Source organism: Winogradskyella maritima (assembly GCF_042650215.1).
Lineage (GTDB): Bacteria > Bacteroidota > Bacteroidia > Flavobacteriales > Flavobacteriaceae > Winogradskyella > Winogradskyella maritima.
Genome location: NZ_JBHSAT010000004.1, coordinates 1,331,605 through 1,353,166 on the forward strand (window position 1 = coordinate 1,331,605; position 21,562 = coordinate 1,353,166).

Consider the following 21,562-nt stretch of genomic DNA (forward strand, 5'->3'; position numbering starts at 1 on the left):
CAACTTAGTTAAGTGCTTCACCTAATGTTTCGAGCACGTTGTCACAACTTTTGACACCTTCTTGAGTCGCTGTTCTTTTGTCTACAAATGATTGGAGCAGAGCCCTAACGATGTTTTTCAATTTTATTTCATCCAAAAAAGGTGAATTGCCTTGATTCATTTGGTCGTAGTCCGCATTATTCACAAGGTAGTTTCCTAAATAATCTTGAATGAGACTTGTATGCCTAATATAATCGTCGGCCATCTCTTCATAATTAGAATAGTGTTGTTGAATGGCGGTTTTTAATTCAAAATCTTCAATAAGTTTCAAGTCGCCAGAATTTACAAGCGTAAGGTAGGTGGTTTTTTTAGAGTTGAAATTTTCGTACTCAACAATCTCGAAGACATTAGTTAATAAACTCATGCCTTGTTGGCTGTTGGTGTTCAGTACTGGGATGATTTGTTCGCACACCTTTATTTTTTTGTCAATGGCTTCTATGTTGTTTTCAAGTTGAAGTCTGTCCGCTTCAATATCGCTTTTCAGGTTAGTGAGGTACTGTTCTTTCAATTTTGTATTGCTCCGGCTTTCGGCACATTTATTCATGCTAAAGGCAATAGTGATACCAATGATGACAATAATAATTTCCCGTAAGGTGTATTTCCAAGAAGAAGTTTTGGCCATGTTTTATGTGCTAGAATCTAAAACTATTAAAATTTGGAATGGGAACATAAGAAAAGCCCCAGATTTTCATCTAGGGCTTAGATTTGTATTCGTCAATTGCGAAAATGTGGCAACTTGCCTGTCCGTGCTACGGACTACATCATGCCTGGCATACCGCCACCGCCCATTGGAGGCATAGCAGGAGCATCTTCTTTAATATCGACTAAAGCACATTCTGTGGTTAGAATCATACCAGCCACTGAAGCGGCATTTTCCAACGCGATACGTGTCACTTTCTTAGGGTCGATAATACCGGCAGAAAGCATGTCTACGTAAGATTCTGACTTGGCATCGTAACCAAAGTCTTTCTTACCTTCAAGTACTTTATTGATAACTACAGAACCTTCACCACCAGCATTCTCAACGATAGTACGAAGTGGAGATTCAATAGCTCTATTCACAATTTGCACACCCGTTGTTTCGTCCAAGTTTTCTGTAGTAATCTTTTCTAGAGTTTTCTTAGCGCGCACTAAAGCGACACCACCACCAGCAACGATACCTTCTTCAACAGCGGCACGCGTCGCATGAAGTGCATCATCCACACGGTCTTTCTTCTCCTTCATTTCAACTTCAGATGCTGCGCCGACATACAATACAGCAACACCACCAGCTAACTTAGCCAAGCGCTCTTGAAGTTTTTCCTTGTCATAATCGGACGTTGTTGTTTCAATCTGAGCTTTAATTTGATTAACTCTTGCTTTGATGTCAGATGCTTTTCCAGAACCATTAACAATCGTTGTGTTGTCTTTATCGATAGTTACAGTTTCAGCCGTTCCTAACATTGTAAGATCAGCGTTCTCTAATGAAAAACCTCTTTCTTCAGAAATCACAACACCACCTGTTAGAATAGCGATATCTTCTAACATCGCTTTACGACGGTCACCAAAACCAGGTGCTTTCACAGCAGCGATTTTTAATCCACCACGCAATTTGTTGACTACTAATGTCGCTAAGGCTTGTCCTTCAACATCTTCAGCGATGATTAATAACGGACGACCAGATTGTGCTACAGGCTCAAGGATTGGAAGGATTTCTTGTAGGTTAGAAATCTTCTTATCGAATAATAAGATGTATGGATTTTCTAAATCAGCAATCATTTTATCCGCATCGGTAACAAAGTATGGCGATAAGTAACCACGATCAAATTGCATCCCTTCTACAACGTCTACATAGGTATCTGTTCCTTTTGCTTCTTCGACAGTAATAACACCTTCCTTACCAACTTTTCCGAAGGCTTTTGCGATTAACTCACCGATGGTGTCGTCATTGTTTGCTGAAATAGAGGCTACTTGCTTAATCTTTTCAGACGAGTTGCCTACTTTTTTAGATTGTTTGTCAAGATCACTAACTATAGCTTCAACAGCTTTGTCGATACCACGTTTTAAATCCATTGGATTTGCACCAGCGGCAACATTCTTTAAGCCTTCTTTTACGATAGCTTGCGCTAATACAGTAGCAGTGGTTGTTCCGTCACCAGCAAGGTCGTTGGTTTTAGATGCAACTTCCTTCACCATCTGTGCACCCATATTTTCAAGTTCATTCTCTAGCTCAATCTCTTTTGCTACAGAAACACCATCTTTAGTGACTTGTGGAGCGCCGAAGGATTTGCTAATAATTACATTGCGACCTTTTGGTCCCAATGTTACTTTTACTGCGTTTGCTAAAGCATCGACACCGCGCTTAAGGCCGTCTCTTGCTTCAATATCAAATTTTATATCTTTTGCCATTGTCAAAATTTATTTTGTCATTCCTGCGAAAGCAGGAATCTTGTTAATGTTAAATCTGTTTTTTTGAAAATTTTGAATTCCAATTTTAGATGATAGCAAGAATATCACTCTCACGCATCATTAAATAATCTTTGCCTTCAAGTTTAAGCTCTGTGCCGCCATACTTTCCATAAAGTACAGTGTCACCTACTTTTACTGTTAAAGGTTCGTCTTTTTTTCCGTTGCCAATAGCAACTACATTTCCTTTTTGTGGTTTTTCTTTTGCATTATCTGGGATAATGATACCCGAAGCTGTTTTGGTCTCAGCTTCCATCGGTTCTACAAGAACACGGTCTGCTAAAGGTTTAATGTTTAAAGCCATTTGTATAATTTGTTTAAGTTAATTAATTCAATTTATGTTATCCCGATTAAGGATTAACGCTTAAGCGTTATTCAATAATTTTGCCAATAAAAGAAGACTGACAAACTTGCAGAAGGATCTGACGGATAATGCTAGATTAGTCAGTTTTGAAACACTGTCATTCTGAACTCTTTTCAGAATCTAACCGTTTATCTTGAAGATGCTGAAACAATCCCGATATTTCGGGACAGCATGACAAATAGTTGATTTAAGCGTTTAAAACAAAAAAGCCATGCTAATTGCATGGCTCTTCAAATTTATATTACAACTTTAAATTAGTTGTTTGTATCATCCGTTGTACTTGCCGGAGGCGTTACAGGAATACTAGTCGTATCTTCAGTATCCAATGCTTTAGATTCTGAAACACCACCTGCACCTTCAATCGTAAGGTTAGAGGCTAAGATTAATAAAATCAATACGGTTGCCAAAGCCCATGTACTTTTATCCAAAAAGTCTCCGGTCTTTTTTACACCACCCAATTGTTGGGTTCCACCACCACCGAAAGATGAAGATAAACCGCCACCTTTAGGATTTTGCACCATAATTACCACCACTAAAAGGAAAGCGACGATTACGATTAATACAAGAAATACTGTAAACATTATTTTTAGTCTTTATTATTAGATTTAAGCGCTTCTACTGCTTTAATTTGGTCTGCAAAGAAACCACTTTTTTCTGGATATTTCAAACTTAAAATTTTATAAGATTGAATGGCCTTGTCATAGTTTTTTTGCTCTAAATAAATACGGGCTAAAGTCTCTGTCATCACGCTTTCTTCGACCGTATCCTCATTATTTACGAGCTTTGGTTTTGGCGCATTTTCAGTAGGCTTTATTTTTGGATTCGAGGTTAAGAATCGGTCAATAAGTTCTAGTTTGGTGTCTAAGGGAGCTGAGGGTTGAGCATCGGACGTTCGGTCTATGGGTTTAAACGTAGTCAGTTTTAACCATTCTGAAAAACTATGTGTTTCAGATTTATCAAAGCTTAAAGGTTTACCTATGGAGAGCAGGTCTTCGGGAGAAGCGGTAATTTCAGTTTTTGGTTTTGAAGTTGATGCAATGGTTTGGAGCGTTTTTGATTTTTCTTCAAACAAATTAGGGTCAAGCACCCCTTTGGTATCTTGAATCTGCTGCTTTAAAGCATCGTCAATCTTTACGCTTTTATCAACTGAAATGTCATCAACTTCATTGACCAAAATGTTCTTCAGATATTCTGAATTCTGTTTTATGGATTCCGAAATCGCATTTTGATTGAATACTTCCGACGTGATATAATCAAATAAAACACTACGGTCCGTTGTGTGTGCGGCAGTTACTTTTAAGGCATTATTATACTTGTAACTTTCCTTTTTTTTAAGACCTTTTAGATATAAAGCGCGTGCACTTTGAAAATAAGGGTGCTCGTCCACCAAGGCTTTGAGTTGCTCGGTTTGTTGAGCCGTTATGGCTTGAGGATGCTGTAAAACGTATGTAAATTCGCTTTGCTGCATAAGACTACCAATCTGCGAGTGAGGCGTTTAAAATATCTTGTGTAATCCGTTCAAACAATTCTTCCCATGCCGTATCACGTTGTGAGCCTATAAGCTGTGCTTGTGCAGGGTAATCGTAAAAGAATGAAAAACGCTTTTCAAAATTTTTCTCCTCGTCCAAGTTGTCAATATATCTTACGTTGACGCCCATGGTCACTCGGTTTTGGGCGGCTCGATTATCGGATGTTGCAGTGGTAGGAGAGATGCGGTATTCCACAATTTCGCCCTCGTAAATAATATCAGCGTTGGAGGTAGAAAGTTCCAAGCTAGTTTGGTCTTGAATGATATCCTGAAGCGCATTAGTGAATTCTATATCCAGCCCAGGCTCAATAAGGTCAGCATTATTCTGAAAGAAATTCACCTGAAACGAATTGGCGTTGGTACTAATTCCCGTAAACGAATAAGCACCACAACCCAAAAGCGTGAGCGATAGAATAAAAACGAAGCTATATTTAAAGTGTTTCATTAGACTAAATATACGGTCAATTATCAACGTATAATTATAAATCGTATTGTTTTATTTTCCGATAAAGTGTTCTTTCGCTGATGCCCAATTCGGCGGCGGCCAATTTACGTTTACCGTTATGGCGCTCTAAGGATTTTTTAATCAGTTCTAGTTCTTTATCATGAAGCGAGAGCGTTTCCTCTTCTTCAATTTCCTCAGCGAAATGATATTTATCTTGTTGCTCAATAATTGGTTCCTGAATTTGGGGTTCTTGCGCATTGGAAGGAATCGCCAAGACTTCTAAATCCTGAATAGCTTCTTCGTAATCTGAAGCATTGTCATTGCCGTAAATTTTTTCAATCAAACCTTCATTTTCCTTCTGAACGTCAGAACTAGAACCATTCTTCATTAACTCTAATGTCAATTTTTTGAGGTCGTTGAGGTCGGCCTTCATATCAAAAAGCACTTTATAAAGTATCTCACGTTCGTTGCTAAAATCACTTTCAGATTTTGAAGAATTATTAATTACGGCCGGAAGATGATTTCCTGAATTTGGTAAATACGATTGCAGAGCAAACGCATTGATGGTTCGGTTATGCTCCAAAACGGAAACCTGTTCAGCGACATTTCTCAACTGTCGGATATTACCATTCCAGCGGTATTTTAAAAGCGAATCAACAGCGTCCTCTGTTAGCTTCACCGTTGGCATTTTATATTTTGAAGCGAAATCACTAGCAAATTTTCGAAACAACAAGTGAATGTCTTCTTTGCGCTCCCGTAAGGCTGGTAGATGAATTTCAATAGTGCTCAACCGGTAATACAAGTCTTCACGAAACTTCTCCTTTTTAATGGCTTCGAACATATTTACATTCGTAGCGGCCACTATCCGTACATCGGTTTTTTGAACCTTACTCGAACCTACTTTGATGAATTCTCCATTTTCCAGCACACGTAGCAAACGTACTTGTGTGGTTAGTGGCAATTCTCCGACTTCATCTAAAAATATGGTACCACCATCGGCGACTTCAAAATAACCAGAACGGGTTTGTGTAGCTCCTGTAAAAGCACCTTTTTCGTGTCCAAAAAGTTCACTATCAATCGTGCCTTCTGGAATGGCACCACAGTTTACCGCGATGTATTTGCCGTGTTTTCTGTGGGATAATTGGTGGATGATTTTAGGAATACTTTCCTTACCCACTCCGCTTTCACCCGTCACCAATATGGAAATATCGGTTGGTGCCACTTGTATGGCTTTTTCTATCGCACGGTTGAGTTTTGGGTCATTCCCAATAATCCCGAAACGTTGTTTTATGGCTTGTATTGATTCCATAGCCCCTCAATCCCCAAAGGGGAAGTTTACTATTGCTAAATTTATATAACTATTTCTTTTCATAAAGCTTTAAAGCCTCCCTTTAGGGGAGGTTGGTAGGGCTATATCCTACAGCCTCACCAATAAGGGTTGCGGTGGTACAATCATTAATCTTTACCATCACAAAGTCGCCTACTTTGTAATTCTCCTTTGGAAAAACAGCAACGGTGTTTTGTGAGTTTCTTCCCGACCAATGCTGGTCTGATTTTTTTGATTCTTTCTCAATCAGTATTTCAACAGTTTTACCAACCTGTTGTTTAGTTCTATAGTGACTGTGCTGTTGTTGCAAGTCAATGATTTCGGACAAGCGTCTTTTCTTTACATCCATCGGCACATCATCTTCCATTTTACGGCCAGCAAGAGTTCCTGGGCGCTCGGAATAGGCGAACATAAAGCCAAAATCATACTTTACGTAGTCCATTAGGCTTAAAGTGTCTTGGTGGTCTTCCTCCGTTTCCGTTGGAAAACCTACGATCATATCTTGGCTAATGGCGCAATCTGGAATACGTTTTTTGATATTATCAATGAGCGCAAAATATTCCTCACGTGTGTGAAGACGATTCATTTCTTTTAAAATACGGTCGCTACCACTTTGTACAGGTAGGTGAATGTAGTTGCAGACATTATCATATTTCGCCATAACATCGATAACGTCCATCGTCATATCCTGCGGATTACTTGTTGCGAATCTAAAGCGCATTTTTGGCTGAGCTTTAGCACATAGTTCCATAAGGTTTGCAAAATTGACTGCCGTTGCCTTTTGCATGTCCGTAGCCTTTTCAAAATCTTTCTTTAAGCCACCGCCATACCATAAATAACTATCCACATTCTGGCCTAATAAAGTGACTTCCTTGTAGCCTTTGGATGCTAAGTCATTGACTTCTTCAATTATGGATTGTGGGTCACGGCTACGCTCACGACCTCGAGTAAAGGGCACTACGCAAAACGTACACATGTTATCACATCCTCGGGTGATGGATACAAAAGCAGTAACGCCATTGGTATTCAATCGTACGGGCGAAATATCAGCGTAAGTCTCTTCTTTAGAAAGAATAACGTTTACAGCATTTCTCCCTTCATCTACTTCGCTAATGAGATTGGGTAAGTCTTTGTAGGCATCTGGCCCGACCACGAGGTCAACCATTTTTTCCTCTTCTAAAAACTTACTTTTTAAACGCTCTGCCATACAGCCTAAAACGCCAATCTTCATTTTTGGATTGACCTTTTTAACCGCATTGTATTTTTCGAGACGCTTTCTAACAGTCTGTTCTGCTTTGTCTCTAATTGAACAGGTGTTTACAAGAACCAAGTCCGCATCTTCAAGATTCTGTGTGGTATTAAAACCTTCCTTAGATAAAATGGAAGCGACAATTTCACTATCGCTAAAATTCATTTGGCACCCATAACTTTCAATAAAAAGTTTGCGTGAATTGCCTTCTTTCTGCTCTAAAATGAGGCTTTCGCCCTGTTTATTTTCGTCTATAATTTTTTCCATCGTGTACCGCAATACTGCGTTTCAATAAGTGTGCAAAGATAGGATTTATTTCAGTTTATGACAAAATGGCATAATTCTATTTTTATAAAAATCGAGCTTTAATATTTCCCGTAATTAAAGCCTTCGAACATTTAATATTAGGATTGTCATTTTTTTTTCTCCTACCTTTGTGGCCTTAAAATAGGATACATGTCGAAGAATTTAGTCATCGTGGAGTCGCCTGCAAAGGCCAAAACCATAGAAAAATTTTTAGGAAAGGATTATAAAGTGGCCTCAAGCTTTGGGCACATTTCAGACTTGCCTTCCAAAGAATTAGGTGTTGATGTGGAGGGCGATTTCGAACCCAAATATCAAGTCTCCAAGGACAAAAAAGATGTCGTTAAAAAATTAAAGGAACTTGCCAAGAAAGCCGACATGGTTTGGTTAGCAAGTGATGAGGACCGTGAGGGAGAGGCCATTGCGTGGCATTTAGCCGAGACCTTAAACCTAGATAAAGATAAGACCAAGCGTATCGTTTTTCATGAGATTACAAAGTCGGCGATTAATAAGGCGATTGAGAATCCGAGACAAATAGATTATAATTTGGTGGACGCGCAACAAGCACGTCGCGTATTGGATAGGATAGTAGGTTACGAGCTGTCGCCAGTATTGTGGCGTAAAGTCAAAGGTGGGCTTTCTGCAGGTCGTGTTCAGTCCGTTTCGGTTCGATTGATTGTAGAACGCGAGCGTGATATCCAGGCCTTTGAAGCAGAAGCGTCCTACCGTGTGGATGCGGAATTTACTACTGAAGACGGTAAATCGTTCAAAGCGAAGTTGCCTTCAAACTTTAAATCCAAAAAAGAAGCTGAGGCTTTTCTAAATAAGAACATCAATGCCAATTACAGTATTGCCGACTTGGAGAAAAAGCCAGTTAAAAAATCACCAGCTCCACCATTTACTACGTCGACCTTACAACAAGAAGCGTCTCGTAAATTGGGGTATTCTGTAGGCCGAACGATGAGTAATGCCCAACGCCTTTACGAAGCAGGTCTTATTACTTATATGAGAACAGATTCTGTGAACTTATCAGTAGAAGCCAAGCAAGGGGCAGAACGCGAAATCATTTCAGCATACGGCGAAGAATACAGCAAGCCGAGAAACTATAAAGGAAAAGCCAAAGGTGCTCAAGAAGCTCACGAGGCCATCCGTCCAACAAATTTTGCGAGTCATTCGGTATCAGTGGAGCGCGACCAAGCCAGATTGTATGATTTAATCTGGAAACGTGCCATCGCCTCACAAATGAGTGAAGCCAAATTAGAACGTACTAATGTGAAGATTGCTGTTGAAGGCAATTCGACAGTAAAAGAACAATTCTCTGCAAACGGTGAGATGATTACGTTTGAAGGCTTTCTTAAAGTCTATCTCGAAGGGAATGACGATGAGGACGAAGAGCAATCAGGATTACTACCAGATTTAAAAGTGAATGATAATTTGAATAGAAATTACATCACTGCAACCCAACGTTTCACAAGACCGCCAGCGCGGTATACTGAAGCCTCTTTGGTGAAGAAATTGGAAGAATTGGGTATCGGTCGTCCGTCAACTTACGCACCTACGATTTCTACCATTCAGAATAGAAATTATGTAGAAAAGGGAACGGTAGATGGCGAAGAGCGTGAATATATCCAACTCGTTCTTGAAGATGAAAAACTGAAAGAAAACAACCTAACCGAAAGACATGGTTCCGACAAAGGAAAGTTGGTGCCAACGGATATCGGGATGATTGTGACCGACTTTTTGGTCAATCATTTTGAAAGCATTTTAGATTACAACTTTACGGCCAAGGTCGAAGAGAGTTTTGATGATATCGCAGACGGAAAAGAAGATTGGAAAGCCATGATGAAGGATTTCTACAAAGGCTTCCATCCGCAAGTTGAAGATGTGAAGGAAAATGCCGAGCGCGAATCTGGCGAACGTATTTTGGGCATAGACCCAAAAACAGGTAAGCAAGTTAGTGTAAGGTTAGGGCGTTTTGGGCCAATGGTTCAGATTGGAACGGTAGATGACGAAGAAAAGCCACAATTTGCCAGCTTGTCTCCAGACCAGCAATTAGGAACGATTACCTATGAGGAAGCCATGGATTTATTCAAACTTCCTAAAAAATTAGGTCATTATAATGAAGAAGAAGTCGAAGTAAATAATGGTCGTTATGGACCATATGTGCGCTACGGCGAGAAATTTGTGTCGCTACCTAAAGGTGTTGACCCCCTGAGTGTGGAATATGATGAAGCGTTGGTATATATTAAGGAGAAAGAAAAAGCTGATGCACCTATATATACGTATCAAGGGCTAGATGTTCAAAAAGGGAAAGGGCGTTTCGGACCATTCATTAAATGGAACAATATGTTCATTAACGTGAACAAGAAATACGATTGGGATAATCTCTCTGATGACGATATCGTAACCTTGATAGAAGATAAGATTCAGAAAGAAAAGGATAAGCTTATCCATGTTTGGGAAGACGAAGGTATCCGAGTGGAGAAGGCCCGGTGGGGTCGCCACAATGTTATCAAAGGCAAACAGAAAGTAGAGCTGGCCAAAACGGTCGATGTTTCTAAAATGACGTTGGAAGAAGCCCAGGCCATTCTCGAGAAAAATGCGCCAAAGAAAAAGGCGACCAAAAAGAAAACTACAAAACGAAAAACTACCAAAAAGAAATAACCAATGAATTTTAATTTTTTATCGCCCGTTCCCGATACCGTTTTAGCCCATAACGAACTATTATCAGAACAGAATCTCGGTAAAAAAATTAGAATTCATTCCCAGCAAAACGGCATGCCCGATTTAGATGGTATCCGTTTGGCAATTATTGGAATCCAGGAAAATCGGAATGACGTCAATTACATAGGCAACTTCATTAAATTCGATTCTATCCGTATGGCGCTTTATGGTTTGTACCCTGGTAATTGGGCAACCGATATTGCAGACTTGGGCGATATTGAACCTGGGGAATCGGTGGAGGATACGTACTTTGCCCTTAGAACTTCGATTGAGCTACTTGTTGAAAAAAACATCATACCTATTATATTAGGAGGGAGTCAAGATTTAACCTATTGCCAGTACCGCGCTTATGACCAGTTGATGCCTATGGTCAATATTGTTAATGTAGATACTAATTTTGATTTGGGCGATTCTAACCTTCCAATTAAAAATAACAGTTATTTAGGAAAGGTCATTTTAGAGCAACCTTATAATCTCTTTAATTATTCAACCATTGGATATCAGACTTATTTTAATTCACAGGAAGAAATCGACCTGATGGAGAAGCTTTATTTTGAAGCATACCGTTTAGGAGAGGTCTCTTCAGAAATAAATATGGTAGAGCCTATAATGCGAGATGCACATATTGTAAGTATAGATATGAAGTCAATTCGCGCTGCAGAATTGGATGGCAATCAAAAATTTTCACCCAACGGTTTAACCGGAAAAGAAATTTGTGCCGTAACCCGCTACGCGGGGATCAGTAATAAGGTAAGTTCATTTGGTATCTACGAATATCAGAACGCCCAAAAAGACCAAGCAACGGCAATGCTTGTCGCCCAGATGATTTGGTATTTCATCGAAGGGGTAAATTGTCGCGTAAAAGATGACGATTTTAAGGACGAATCGGCCTACCAAAAATACAATGTCCTTATTGAAGACGAGGAACTTATCTTCTATAAAAGCCTAAAAACGGGTCGATGGTGGATAGAAATACCTTTTTTAGAAAATCTTAATAATAAATTAAAGAAGCATACGTTATTACCATGCACCCATGAAGATTATGTGGGCGCAACCCTAGGTAATACGCCAGAAAGGTGGTACAAGGCATACCGGAAGAACAACTTCTAATTCGTACATTTTATCGACTAGAAGTGTTAAAAACATCGATGAAATGCATTTTAACAAGGATGAAATGCAAAAAAAATTGATGAAAAGTTGTTTATGTAAAAATATATAGATATGTTTACCACCTCAAAATTTTTGAAGGATACTAATTTAACCTATAGTTTATGAAAATTAAGAAGCTTATTTTACTAGCCACATTAGGCGCTTTTATTGCCAGTTGTAATTCTGGTGACAAAGGACAGTTAGTGGGCGTGCAAGGTAAAAAATGGCACCCTGAGAAACCTTATGGAATGACACTTGTCCCAGGTGGCGCATTCATTATGGGTAAGTCAGATGACGATATCGCTGGTGTAGAAGATGCCCCGACGAAGACGGCAACAGTTAGAGCATTCTATATGGACGAAACGGAAATCACTAATAGTGAGTACCGTCAGTTTGTTTATGATGTAAGGGATAAGATTCTTAGAAAGAAATTAGCCGAGATGGCTGACTTGGAAGGAAAAACTCCTGGTAATGGTGATATTGGTGAGTTTGCTTATGTAGATTCAGAGGATCCAGAATTATTAAATGCATATGAACGTTATATGCTTAATACTTATGGAGACCAACAGCGTAAAATAAATGAAGATGTCGAACTAATTTTTGATACAGATGAGTTTCCAGATGAGTTGTACGCTGAGGTGATGGACGGTATGTATATTCCTTTAGAGGAATCATACAACGGACAACGTACTTGGGATGTGACCCAATTTGTATATAACTATACGGAGATGGACATTCAGGCGGCAGCAAGAGACAAAAGCTTAAAGCGTTCGGATGTCATTTCACAACGAGATATCGAAATTTATCCAGACACTACAGCTTGGATTAGAGACTTTGCATATTCTTACAACGAACCTATGCACAATGATTACTTCTGGCATGATGCCTATGGTGACTATCCAGTCGTTGGTGTTTCTTGGGAGCAGGCAAAAGCATTTTGCCAGTGGAGAACTAATCACCATAATAACTACCAGAAAGAAAAAGGTAGTCAGCCCGTAAATGTATACCGTTTGCCAAATGAGGCAGAGTGGGAGTACGCGGCACGTGGTGGATTGCAAGGAGCAACCTTCCCTTGGGGTGGTTACTATACCAAAAATGATAGAGGTTGTTTTATGGCTAACTTTAAGCCAATGCGTGGTGATTATGCAGCAGATCAAGCACTTTATACTGTAGAAGCTGATGCTTATGAGCCTAATGATTTTAATCTTTACAATATGGCCGGTAATGTGTCCGAGTGGGTTAATGGTTCTTACGATACATCCTCATATGAGTACATGTCTAGTATCAACCCAGCAGTAAACGATCCTCAAAATGAGCGTAAAGTTGTTCGCGGAGGATCATGGAAAGATGTTGCTTACTTCCTGCAAGTGAGCTCAAGAGATTACGAATATGCAGATTCTGCACGTAGCTACATCGGCTTTAGAACCGTACAAGATTACATGGGCACTGAAGTGACCAAAAATGCAAGAAAATAATATTACAGATAAACTATAAACTAAACTTAAACCTACTTTTAAGTTGTAACCGACTTAGAACTTTAAAATTTAAAAATTATGGCACAAAAAGGCAAACTTACGTTAACAAACATGATCTACGGATTAGGAGCTGCAATTGTAATTGTTGGAGCATTGTTTAAAATTCAACACTGGCCTTATGGTTCAGAAATCCTTACCATTGGTATGATTGTAGAAGCCTTAGTATTTACATACTCCGCTTTTGAAAAACAACAAGACGACCTAGATTGGTCATTGGTATATCCAGAATTAGATGGTGGTCAAGCAAAAAATCGCAAGAAGAATGAAACTCCAGAGGAAGTTGAAGCACAATTATCTAAGAAATTAGACAACCTATTAAAAGAGGCTAAGATTGATGCAGAATTAATGTCTAGCTTAGGTGATAGCATCAAAAACTTCGAAGGTGCTGCAAAAGGTATTGCACCGACAGTTGATTCAATGACTGCACAGAAGAAATACGGTGAAGAATTATCATTAGCTGCGGCTCAGATGGAATCTTTAAATAGCTTATACAAAGTGCAAATGGAAAGCGCTAGTAGACAAGCTAACATTAACGAAGAAGCAGTAGAAAATGCAACTAAGTTAAAAGAACAAATGCAATCATTAGCTTCTAACTTATCATCCTTAAATGGTGTATATGGTGGAATGCTTTCTGCAATGAACAAGAACTAATTAGTTTTTAATAATTACCCAAACTTTAATTTAAAACCTATAAAAACTAATTAATCATGGCAGGAGGAAAAGCTAATGCTAGGCAAAAAATGATCAACCTGATGTACTTGGTATTTATCGCAATGATGGCGATGAATATGTCAAAAGAAGTACTTACAGCGTTTGGTCTTATGGAAGCCAAGTTTGAAAACAATAATGAAGCCGCTGCAGAAAACAATGCAGGAATGCTGGCCAACTTAGAAACAAAGGCAACAGAAAAGCCCGAAGAATTTAAGGAAGCTGCCGCTAAGGCCAACCAAATCACCGCAGTTTCTGATCGATTCTTTGCTTATATTGAAACATTGAAAAATGATCTTCTTAGAGAAGGTAAGTACGAAATAGATCCAGAAACAGGAAAATTACCATTCGAAGCAATGGACAAGACTGACATCTTGGACGAAGCTTGGTTTACGGGAGACCGGTTAACTAAGAAAGGTGACGAGGTTATGGCAACGATTGAAAAGTACAAGTCGGATATTAAGACTATACTTGGAAATGACGTTAAGTATCAATCAGCCATTGAAGACTTTGAAGATCGATTTGATACAACACCAGTTGTAAATAACGACGGTAAGGAAATCGATTGGTTAGATTATCACTACCAAGGATTCCCGGCTATTGCTTCTTACACAAAGTTAACTGCAATGCAGAATGATGTGAAGCTAACTGAAACTAATATGTTCAACCTTTTCTTAGGAAACACATTAGACGAAGCAGTATCATTAAAAAATTACACAGCTATAGTTATTCCAGACAAGAATGCATTCTTCGCTGGAGAGAAATTTACTGGTCGTGTAGTTTTAGGAAAATACGCAAACGTAACGCCAACAGCTCTGTCTGTGGAAGGTAACAATATTGACTTATCTAGAGCAGAAGCTATTGATTCTACCGGTGCTGCTCGTATAGAGTTTGTTGTTGGTAATGTTGGTGAGCATGATGTTAACGGTCAGTTTACATTTAAAGAAGATGGTAAGGATTTACCAATCGACTTTAATGGTAAATATGTGGTAGTACCACGTCCAAACTCGGCGACTATTTCTGCTGATAAGATGAACGTTGTTTACCGAGGTGTAACCAACCCAATGACTATTTCTTTTGCTGGTGTATCAGACAATAAAGTTTCGGCTAGCGCCCCTGGCCTTAATAAAACAGGCACCGGTAAATACGAAATGCGTCCACAGTCGGGTAGGGAAGTTAAGATTAACGTTTCTGCAACTTTAGATGACGGAAGTAGAGTGTCTGACAGCAAAGTCTTTAGAATTAAAGATTTACCAAAGCCTTTAGGATCATTTAACGGTCAGCAAGGAAATGCCAAGTTGCCTAGAAATAACGTAGAGATTGGAAAATTATCTGCTGATTTCGGTGATGATTTCGACTTTAAATTACCATTAGATATTATATCATTTACCATTAAAGTACCAGGAAAACCTTCTGTAAATGTTAATGGAAACCGATTGAATTCTCAAGCTAAGAATGCCTTGCGTTCTGCTAAGCGTGGTGATCTAGTTCAGTTCATCAACATTAAAGCAAAAGCACAAGGAAGTTCTATTAGAATTAAGACAGTAACACCAGTTGTTATTGAATTAGCGAACTAATAGGGTATATAAAAGAGCCTCAAATTTTATAAAAAAGACAATAATGAAACTAAAGCAAATTGTATTAACCATAGTAGGAGTAGTTGCCGTTAACGGTATGTTTGCTCAGGCTAATATCTTAAGCGCCAAGATTCCTGAAGAAATCGGTTTAAAGACCGAAGCTCAGTTATTGTTGGACAACGATCAGCCGCTAGAATATGGTTACGTAGATGATAGAGATATCTTATTCTCAAAAATGACTTGGGAGAAGGTAATGCTCGATGAGCGTGTTAACTTTCCGTTGTACTACCCTGTAGATACAAACAACATTGGAGGTAATAGACGTTCTTTGTTTCATACGTTGATGAAAGCTGTTGAAAATGGTGACATTCCAAAAGTGTACAGTGACTCTTATTTTTCAAGAGAATTGACACAAGAGGATATGGCGGCGTCTATGCAGAAAATAGATACGATGGATGTCGGTTACGATCAGTATAACGCTGATGGTTACGTAGATCCAGAATATATCTTAAAGCGTAATATTGAGGCTTACGATGTAAAAGCATATTTGTTGAAAGGCCTTTGGTATTTCGACAAGCGTCAAGGTGAATTAAAATACCGTCTTTTAGGTATTGCGCCAGCAGCGCCAGATGTGAATTTTATCGATTCTGATGATGAAGCCAATAACGAACCTATCGGAATGTTTTGGGTGTTCTTCCCAGAAGCTAGAGGCGTCTTACACGAAGCCAAAGCCTTCAATAATAAGAACAGTGCCAAACCCGTGTCGTTTGACCATCTCTTAAACTCACGTCGTTTTCACGGCTACATGTACAAAGAAGAAAATGTGTATGGTGATAGAGAGGTGAAAGAATACATTCCAGATAATGCCTTAATGCAGTTATTGGAGTCGGATCGAATTAAGGATAAAATCCGAAACTTTGAACAAGATATGTGGAATTACTAATTCCAGATGCATAATATAAATGAAGCGTCCACTTTTAGTGGGCGTTTTTTGTTTTATTTCATCGCGAGAAGCAAGAGGAACGAGCGAGGTGGTGATCTCATCATAATAATAGAGTATTCAAAAGATTGCCACAGCGTGCATAGGTACGCTTCGCAATGACTTATTTTTTGATTTTAAACTATGATTAATAATAGTGTCATCACGAGGATCACGAAACTTCGGGAGACGTGGTGATCTCATAGTTAAAACTAAAGAGTCATACCCACCAATCCCACAAGCTTTGTATAATCATGTAGGTAATCGTATTCAATTTTAATAATTTCGCAACATGAGGCATGTGGATTATATCATAGTAGGTTGCGGTTTGGCTAGTGTCGCGTTTTGCGAAATTCTTAAAGCTGAAAACAAATCCTTTGTTGTTTTTGATGATGCCTCTCAAAAATCATCAATCGTAGCCGCTGGACTTTACAATCCTGTTATTCTTAAACGTTTTACCAAAGTCTGGCAATCCAAAGAACAATTGCATTTGGTAAACTCGATGTATCCTAAGCTCGAAAAGGAATTAGGCATTAAAGTGGATCACAAACTCAAAATTTTAAGGCGCTTTGCCTCGATTGAAGAACAAAATCTATGGTTTGAAGCACAATCAAAACCAGAATTGGAAACCTATATGTCTCCAGATATTATCAAAACGTCGTTACCATGTATCGACGCACCCTTTCATTTTGGTGAAGTCTTGCATGCTGGGAGAATTGATACGAAAACCTTGTTAATGGCCTACAAGGAACGTTTAAAGTCTAAGCATCACTTGTTAGAAGAACAGTTTCAATATGACGCAATGACTCATTCCGAAGAAGGTGTAGTTTACAAGGACATAAAAGCCAAACACGCCGTTTTTGCCGAAGGTTTTGGGGTGAAGCGAAATCCTTATTTTAAAGACATCAAACTTAACGGAAACAAAGGTGAGGTATTGACTATTGAAGCGCCAGATTTACATCTCAATGTTGCGATTAAGTCTTCCGTTTTTCTTCTTCCCATTGGGCAATATCGATATTATGTGGGCGCCACCTATAACAGAGAAGACAAATCCCAAGAACCAACGTTAAAAGCTAAAGAGGAGCTTTTACGAAAGTTAAGAAGCATCCTCAAATGCGATTTTAAAGTGGTTAATCATGTGGCTGGCATCCGTCCGACAACAGTAGACCGTAGACCTTTAGTTGGGCGACATTCAAAACATAAAAATCTTTATGTCTTGAATGGTTTGGGAACCCGAGGTGTTATGATTGGCCCTTACGTGTCACAGCAATTATTTCAGCTTATTGAATATGACGAGCCTTTGGACATGGAGATAAACTTCCAGAGATTTTAAACACCCCTAAAGTCCCCTCAAGGGGACAATAGTCCATAGGTATATTTTTTCAATTTTTAAAAAATCTATTATCGATTGAGAAAACTTATTGCTTAGGAAGTCTGACAATTAGTAATTATTGTCATCGTTTAGATTGTCCCCTTGAGGGGACTATAGGGGTGTAGCCATAGCTGTTTTTATGAATATAGCTAGCATAAAAATGACGGTTCATAATTTGATGATATCTAATGAAACTTGTGATTTAGTTTTTGGAATTTGCCGAATCGTAAGACATAAACAAGTTAATCCAAATATTGCGAGACAATCGCATTATAATTGGCATAAGAACCACCAGCGTTCCAACAATAGATAAGAAAGCAGTAGTGAGTGAAGATTCAAAAATCAAGTAACTGACCACAAAAGCAACCACCGCAAAGGCAATACCAACACCATAACTCACATACATGGAGCCATAGAAAAACGAGGGTTCCATTCGGTATCTCGTTTGGCAATGGGAGCAACGCTCATGTATTTTCAAGGTATCAGAAATGATGTAAGGATTTTTCTCTACATACATGGATTCTTGGTGGCATTTTGGGCAAGCGCCAAACAGAATACTATACAGTTTCATTCCTTTTCTAATCATGCTAAATCAGTTACTTTTGCGTTTTCAAATTCTATATAAAGATAGGTGCTTTTAAGTTTAGGGTGATGCACCATCCAACGATTTAGTCAATTTCAATATTCAAAAAAGGTATGCTCAATATCCATAATTTATCCATTGCGTTTCAAGGCGAATATCTCTTTGAAGACATCACCTTTAAATTGGGTCACGGCGATCGCATTGGTCTCATCGGAAAGAATGGTGCGGGAAAATCTACCCTTTTGCGCATACTGGCGAAAGAGCAAGAACATGATACTGGGCAAATTGCAGCAGACAAAGACCTGAAAATTGGGTTTTTAAAACAGGATATTGATTTTGACTTCGGAAAAACGGTGCTCGAAGAATCCTACGAAGCCTTCAAAGACATAAAACAACTCGAAGCACAGCTCGAAGACATCAATACTCAACTCGCCGAGCGTACCGATTATGAAAGCGAAAGCTACAATCAGCTGATGATTGATTTGAATGAAATTCAGCATCAATACGAAATATTGGGCGGTTACAATTACCAAGGCGATACCGAGAAGATTCTTCAGGGTTTAGGGTTTAAGCGTGAAGATTTCACCAAACTGACGGATACTTTTTCTGGAGGTTGGCGTATGCGAATTGAGTTGGCGAAACTTTTACTTCAGAATAATGATTTATTGTTACTCGATGAGCCCACGAACCACCTCGATATTGAATCTATTATTTGGTTAGAATCCTTTTTGAAAACTTATCCCGGGGCAGTGGTCATCGTATCGCACGATAAGATGTTTCTGGATAACGTCACCAACCGAACTATTGAAATAAGCCTAGGTCGTATCTACGATTACAATAAGCCATACAGCAAATTTCTAGTGTTGCGTGCCGAAATGAAAACCCAACAATTGGCAGCGCAAAAGAATCAGGAAAAGCAGATTCAGCAAACCGAAAAACTGATTGAAAAGTTTAGGGCTAAAGCGAGCAAAGCGACTATGGCACAATCGCTGATAAAGAAATTGGACCGCATGGACCGTATTGAAGTCGATGAGGATGATAATGCGGTGATGAGTGTACGGTTTCCGGTGTCTGTAACGCCAGGTAAGGTCGTAGTAGAATTAGAAGATGTATCTAAGAACTACGGTGAGCTTCAAGTGTTGCATAATGTAAGTCTAAGTATTCCTAGAGGTGTAAAGACTGCCTTTGTAGGCCAGAACGGGCAAGGTAAATCAACCTTGGCAAAAATTATTGTCGGTGAATTAGAGCATGATGGTGAAGTTAATATTGGGCATAATGTACAGATTGGGTATTTCGCGCAGAATCAGGCAGAGTATTTAGATGGTAACAAAACCGTTTTAGACACCATGATTGATGCCGCCAATGAAACGAATAGAAGCAAAGTCAGGGATATTTTGGGGTCATTTTTATTCCGAGGGGAGGAAGTAGAGAAATACGTCAAAGTCCTATCTGGTGGTGAACGAAACCGTTTAGCATTGGCCAAATTGTTGCTAAAACCCTTAAACGCGCTGATTATGGATGAGCCAACCAATCACTTGGATATTAAATCCAAACACGTTCTTAAAGAAGCCCTAAAACAGTTTGAAGGGACTTTGATATTGGTGTCTCACGATAGGGATTTTCTTCAAGGTTTAACCGAAACCGTTTATGAATTTAAAGACCAGAACATCAAGGAATATTTAGGGGATATCGATTATTATCTGGAGCAACGGAATTTAGAAAACCTAAGAGAAGCCGAACGACGAACGGTGGTGGAAACCGAATCCAAAGTTTCTAATAAACAAAGCTACGAAGACCAGAAAAAACTGAAATCTCTCAATAACAAGCTCAGTAATATTGAAGCGAAGATCAATAGCTTAGAAAAGGACATAAAGGCTGATGATTTAAAATTGGCTACGGATTATGACCAAACTGCTTCTGATCCTAAATTCTTTGATGGCTATCAAGAGAAAAAACAGCGTTTGGAGCAACTAATGGCTGACTGGGAAACCGTTCAAGAAGCTTTAGACCAGCTAAACAATTAGGATTTTTTTAACTGCCTTGGCTTAGGTATTGGTCTAAATTTGTAGCTTAACTAACCATCATCTACATGAGAAAACTGATTCTCGGCATTCTCGGCGTACTTTTAATTGTCGGCGCCATCTTTCTCGGAAACTATATAGCAAGCAGTAAAAAGAAAACACGGCCAGTTCCTGAAAAGGTTGTGAAAACTGTATTTACGGATACTATTGAAAACAAGACAGTTAAGATTGTGATTCCGGCTAACGGAAATTTAGTAGCTAAGCGCCGTGTTGAATTATATGCCGAAGTACAAGGTGTTTTTAGGTCTACGGGAAAATTATTCAGACCTGGGCAAGAATATAGTCAAGGCCAAACCTTAATCAGTATTGATGCTTCAGAATATTACGCAAGTGTACAATCAGCCAAAAGTAATTTATACAATACCATTGCGGCAATAATGCCCGATTTGCGCTTAGACTTTCCAGAAGTCTTTGATAAATGGCAGATCTATCTCAATAGTTTTGATATGGATAAGACCACACCAAAGTTACCGGAGATGACTTCTGAAAAGGAAAACTATTTCATTACTGGTCGAGGTATAGTATCTAGTTATTACAATGTTAAAAATTTAGAACAGCGTCTTTCAAAATATAGAATTCGAGCGCCTTTTTCTGGTATTCTCACTGAAGCTTTGGTGACCGAAGGTTCCCTAGTTAGAAACGGGCAAAAACTCGGAGAATATATAGATAATTCTGTTTATGAAATGGAAGTGTCTTTAGGTAAATCTTACGCGACACTTCTAAAGGTCGGCGAGTCTGTAGAACTCAATAATATTGAAAATACCATGAGTTATTTAGGAAAAGTGACTCGGGTTAATGGAAGTATTGATGCCACTACTCAGACCATAAAAGCCTTTGTAGAAGTTAAAGGAAAAGACTTAAAAGAGGGTATGTTTTTGGAAGCTAAACTCAATGCTAAAGAAGAACGTAATGCTATTGAAGTTGGGCGTGGTCTTTTATTGGATAATAATCAAATCTATGTGGTAAGGGATAGTCTTTTAGATATTATAGATGTGAAGCCAGTCCATTTTTCAGATACCAAGGCTGTGATAAAAGGCGTGCCAAACGGCACCATCATTTTGGCAAAACCTATTCCTGGGGCTTATGCGGGGATGAAAGTGAAAGCATTTCAAAACAAAGAAAATTCATCTAAATCTACATCTTCAAACTAAGCC

At 38.9% G+C, this 21,562-nt stretch carries 18 protein-coding genes; 9 read left to right on the forward strand and 9 right to left on the reverse strand.

The features are described 5' to 3' along the window. Positions 1–4 precede the first annotated feature (4 nt). The 8 genes from ACFOSX_RS07080 to miaB form a co-directional block, all read right to left on the reverse strand. Positions 5–661 (reverse strand): DUF6090 family protein, encoded by a 657-nt coding sequence (locus tag ACFOSX_RS07080; protein WP_386098426.1) that lies wholly within the window; start codon positions 659–661, stop codon positions 5–7. A gap of 134 nt (positions 662–795) precedes the next feature. Further along, positions 796–2,427 carry a chaperonin GroEL gene (gene groL, locus ACFOSX_RS07085; protein WP_386098428.1) on the reverse strand — a complete coding sequence of 544 codons (1,632 nt, stop codon included), beginning with the start codon at positions 2,425–2,427 and terminating at the stop codon, positions 796–798. A gap of 85 nt (positions 2,428–2,512) precedes the next feature. Further along, complete coding sequence (locus ACFOSX_RS07090; protein WP_386098430.1) at positions 2,513–2,788, reverse strand: co-chaperone GroES; 276 nt, start codon at positions 2,786–2,788, stop codon at positions 2,513–2,515. A 314-nt stretch (positions 2,789–3,102) separates the two neighbouring features. After that, entirely contained in the window at positions 3,103–3,429 is a 327-nt protein-coding gene (secG, locus tag ACFOSX_RS07095) for a preprotein translocase subunit SecG (protein ID WP_386098433.1), read from the reverse strand. Between the two features lie 5 nt (positions 3,430–3,434). Continuing rightward, on the reverse strand, positions 3,435–4,316 hold the full coding sequence (locus ACFOSX_RS07100; protein ID WP_386098436.1) for a hypothetical protein: 882 nt from the start codon (positions 4,314–4,316) through the stop codon (positions 3,435–3,437). 4 nt (positions 4,317–4,320) lie between these two features. Further along, positions 4,321–4,821, reverse strand: a complete 501-nt coding sequence (locus ACFOSX_RS07105) for an LptE family protein (RefSeq protein WP_386098438.1) — start codon at positions 4,819–4,821, stop codon at positions 4,321–4,323. Between the two features lie 34 nt (positions 4,822–4,855). Next, on the reverse strand, positions 4,856–6,130 hold the full coding sequence (locus ACFOSX_RS07110; protein ID WP_386098441.1) for a sigma-54 interaction domain-containing protein: 1,275 nt from the start codon (positions 6,128–6,130) through the stop codon (positions 4,856–4,858). An 82-nt stretch (positions 6,131–6,212) separates the two neighbouring features. Further along, the gene (gene miaB / locus ACFOSX_RS07115; RefSeq protein ID WP_386098444.1) at positions 6,213–7,664 is read right to left on the reverse strand and encodes a tRNA (N6-isopentenyl adenosine(37)-C2)-methylthiotransferase MiaB; all 1,452 of its coding nucleotides are present in this window, start codon (positions 7,662–7,664) and stop codon (positions 6,213–6,215) included. Positions 7,665–7,853: 189 nt separating this feature from the next. On the opposite strand from miaB, the gene topA reads away from it, so the two are divergent. The 7 genes from topA (at position 7,854) to ACFOSX_RS07150 (ending at position 17,705) form a co-directional block, all read left to right on the forward strand. Next, the gene (gene topA, locus ACFOSX_RS07120; protein ID WP_386098447.1) at positions 7,854–10,364 is read left to right on the forward strand and encodes a type I DNA topoisomerase; all 2,511 of its coding nucleotides are present in this window, start codon (positions 7,854–7,856) and stop codon (positions 10,362–10,364) included. A gap of 3 nt (positions 10,365–10,367) precedes the next feature. Then, the gene (locus ACFOSX_RS07125) at positions 10,368–11,534 is read left to right on the forward strand and encodes a formimidoylglutamase (RefSeq protein ID WP_386098450.1); all 1,167 of its coding nucleotides are present in this window, start codon (positions 10,368–10,370) and stop codon (positions 11,532–11,534) included. Between the two features lie 167 nt (positions 11,535–11,701). After that, positions 11,702–13,048 carry a type IX secretion system lipoprotein PorK/GldK gene (gene porK / locus ACFOSX_RS07130; protein WP_449361569.1) on the forward strand — a complete coding sequence of 449 codons (1,347 nt, stop codon included), beginning with the start codon at positions 11,702–11,704 and terminating at the stop codon, positions 13,046–13,048. A 78-nt stretch (positions 13,049–13,126) separates the two neighbouring features. Beyond that, complete coding sequence (gene porL / locus ACFOSX_RS07135; protein WP_386098456.1) at positions 13,127–13,759, forward strand: type IX secretion system motor protein PorL/GldL; 633 nt, start codon at positions 13,127–13,129, stop codon at positions 13,757–13,759. Between the two features lie 56 nt (positions 13,760–13,815). Further along, positions 13,816–15,393 carry a type IX secretion system motor protein PorM/GldM gene (gene porM, locus ACFOSX_RS07140; protein ID WP_386098459.1) on the forward strand — a complete coding sequence of 526 codons (1,578 nt, stop codon included), beginning with the start codon at positions 13,816–13,818 and terminating at the stop codon, positions 15,391–15,393. A gap of 43 nt (positions 15,394–15,436) precedes the next feature. Next, entirely contained in the window at positions 15,437–16,336 is a 900-nt protein-coding gene (gene porN / locus ACFOSX_RS07145; protein ID WP_386098462.1) for a type IX secretion system ring subunit PorN/GldN, read from the forward strand. Between the two features lie 328 nt (positions 16,337–16,664). Next, complete coding sequence (locus ACFOSX_RS07150; protein ID WP_386098465.1) at positions 16,665–17,705, forward strand: NAD(P)/FAD-dependent oxidoreductase; 1,041 nt, start codon at positions 16,665–16,667, stop codon at positions 17,703–17,705. Positions 17,706–17,946: 241 nt separating this feature from the next. Here ACFOSX_RS07150 and ACFOSX_RS07155 read toward each other — a convergent pair whose 3' ends face one another. Further along, the gene (locus ACFOSX_RS07155) at positions 17,947–18,330 is read right to left on the reverse strand and encodes a DUF983 domain-containing protein (protein ID WP_386098468.1); all 384 of its coding nucleotides are present in this window, start codon (positions 18,328–18,330) and stop codon (positions 17,947–17,949) included. A gap of 110 nt (positions 18,331–18,440) precedes the next feature. Here ACFOSX_RS07155 and abc-f point away from each other — a divergent pair, with 110 nt between their 5' ends. Together abc-f and ACFOSX_RS07165 are read left to right on the forward strand one after the other, a co-directional pair. Continuing rightward, on the forward strand, positions 18,441–20,351 hold the full coding sequence (abc-f, locus tag ACFOSX_RS07160; protein WP_386098471.1) for a ribosomal protection-like ABC-F family protein: 1,911 nt from the start codon (positions 18,441–18,443) through the stop codon (positions 20,349–20,351). Positions 20,352–20,416: 65 nt separating this feature from the next. After that, positions 20,417–21,559: an efflux RND transporter periplasmic adaptor subunit gene (locus ACFOSX_RS07165; RefSeq protein ID WP_386098474.1), complete on the forward strand. Its 1,143-nt coding sequence runs from the start codon at positions 20,417–20,419 to the stop codon at positions 21,557–21,559. The last annotated feature ends 3 nt before the right edge of the window (positions 21,560–21,562 follow it).

What these genes read in the sequence shown, in the direction of transcription:
- ACFOSX_RS07100 (WP_386098436.1), bottom strand. Translation starts at nt 4,316, where the DNA reads ATGCAGCAAAGCGAATTTACATACGTTTTACAGCATCCTCAAGCCATA.
- porL (WP_386098456.1), top strand. Translation starts at nt 13,127, where the DNA reads ATGGCACAAAAAGGCAAACTTACGTTAACAAACATGATCTACGGATTA.
- ACFOSX_RS07105 (WP_386098438.1), bottom strand. Translation starts at nt 4,821, where the DNA reads ATGAAACACTTTAAATATAGCTTCGTTTTTATTCTATCGCTCACGCTT.
- ACFOSX_RS07155 (WP_386098468.1), bottom strand. Translation starts at nt 18,330, where the DNA reads ATGATTAGAAAAGGAATGAAACTGTATAGTATTCTGTTTGGCGCTTGC.
- ACFOSX_RS07110 (WP_386098441.1), bottom strand. Translation starts at nt 6,130, where the DNA reads ATGGAATCAATACAAGCCATAAAACAACGTTTCGGGATTATTGGGAAT.
- abc-f (WP_386098471.1), top strand. Translation starts at nt 18,441, where the DNA reads ATGCTCAATATCCATAATTTATCCATTGCGTTTCAAGGCGAATATCTC.
- groL (WP_386098428.1), bottom strand. Translation starts at nt 2,427, where the DNA reads ATGGCAAAAGATATAAAATTTGATATTGAAGCAAGAGACGGCCTTAAG.
- ACFOSX_RS07150 (WP_386098465.1), top strand. Translation starts at nt 16,665, where the DNA reads ATGAGGCATGTGGATTATATCATAGTAGGTTGCGGTTTGGCTAGTGTC.
- porM (WP_386098459.1), top strand. Translation starts at nt 13,816, where the DNA reads ATGGCAGGAGGAAAAGCTAATGCTAGGCAAAAAATGATCAACCTGATG.
- ACFOSX_RS07125 (WP_386098450.1), top strand. Translation starts at nt 10,368, where the DNA reads ATGAATTTTAATTTTTTATCGCCCGTTCCCGATACCGTTTTAGCCCAT.
- secG (WP_386098433.1), bottom strand. Translation starts at nt 3,429, where the DNA reads ATGTTTACAGTATTTCTTGTATTAATCGTAATCGTCGCTTTCCTTTTA.
- ACFOSX_RS07080 (WP_386098426.1), bottom strand. Translation starts at nt 661, where the DNA reads ATGGCCAAAACTTCTTCTTGGAAATACACCTTACGGGAAATTATTATT.
- porN (WP_386098462.1), top strand. Translation starts at nt 15,437, where the DNA reads ATGAAACTAAAGCAAATTGTATTAACCATAGTAGGAGTAGTTGCCGTT.
- ACFOSX_RS07090 (WP_386098430.1), bottom strand. Translation starts at nt 2,788, where the DNA reads ATGGCTTTAAACATTAAACCTTTAGCAGACCGTGTTCTTGTAGAACCG.
- ACFOSX_RS07165 (WP_386098474.1), top strand. Translation starts at nt 20,417, where the DNA reads ATGAGAAAACTGATTCTCGGCATTCTCGGCGTACTTTTAATTGTCGGC.
- topA (WP_386098447.1), top strand. Translation starts at nt 7,854, where the DNA reads ATGTCGAAGAATTTAGTCATCGTGGAGTCGCCTGCAAAGGCCAAAACC.
- miaB (WP_386098444.1), bottom strand. Translation starts at nt 7,664, where the DNA reads ATGGAAAAAATTATAGACGAAAATAAACAGGGCGAAAGCCTCATTTTA.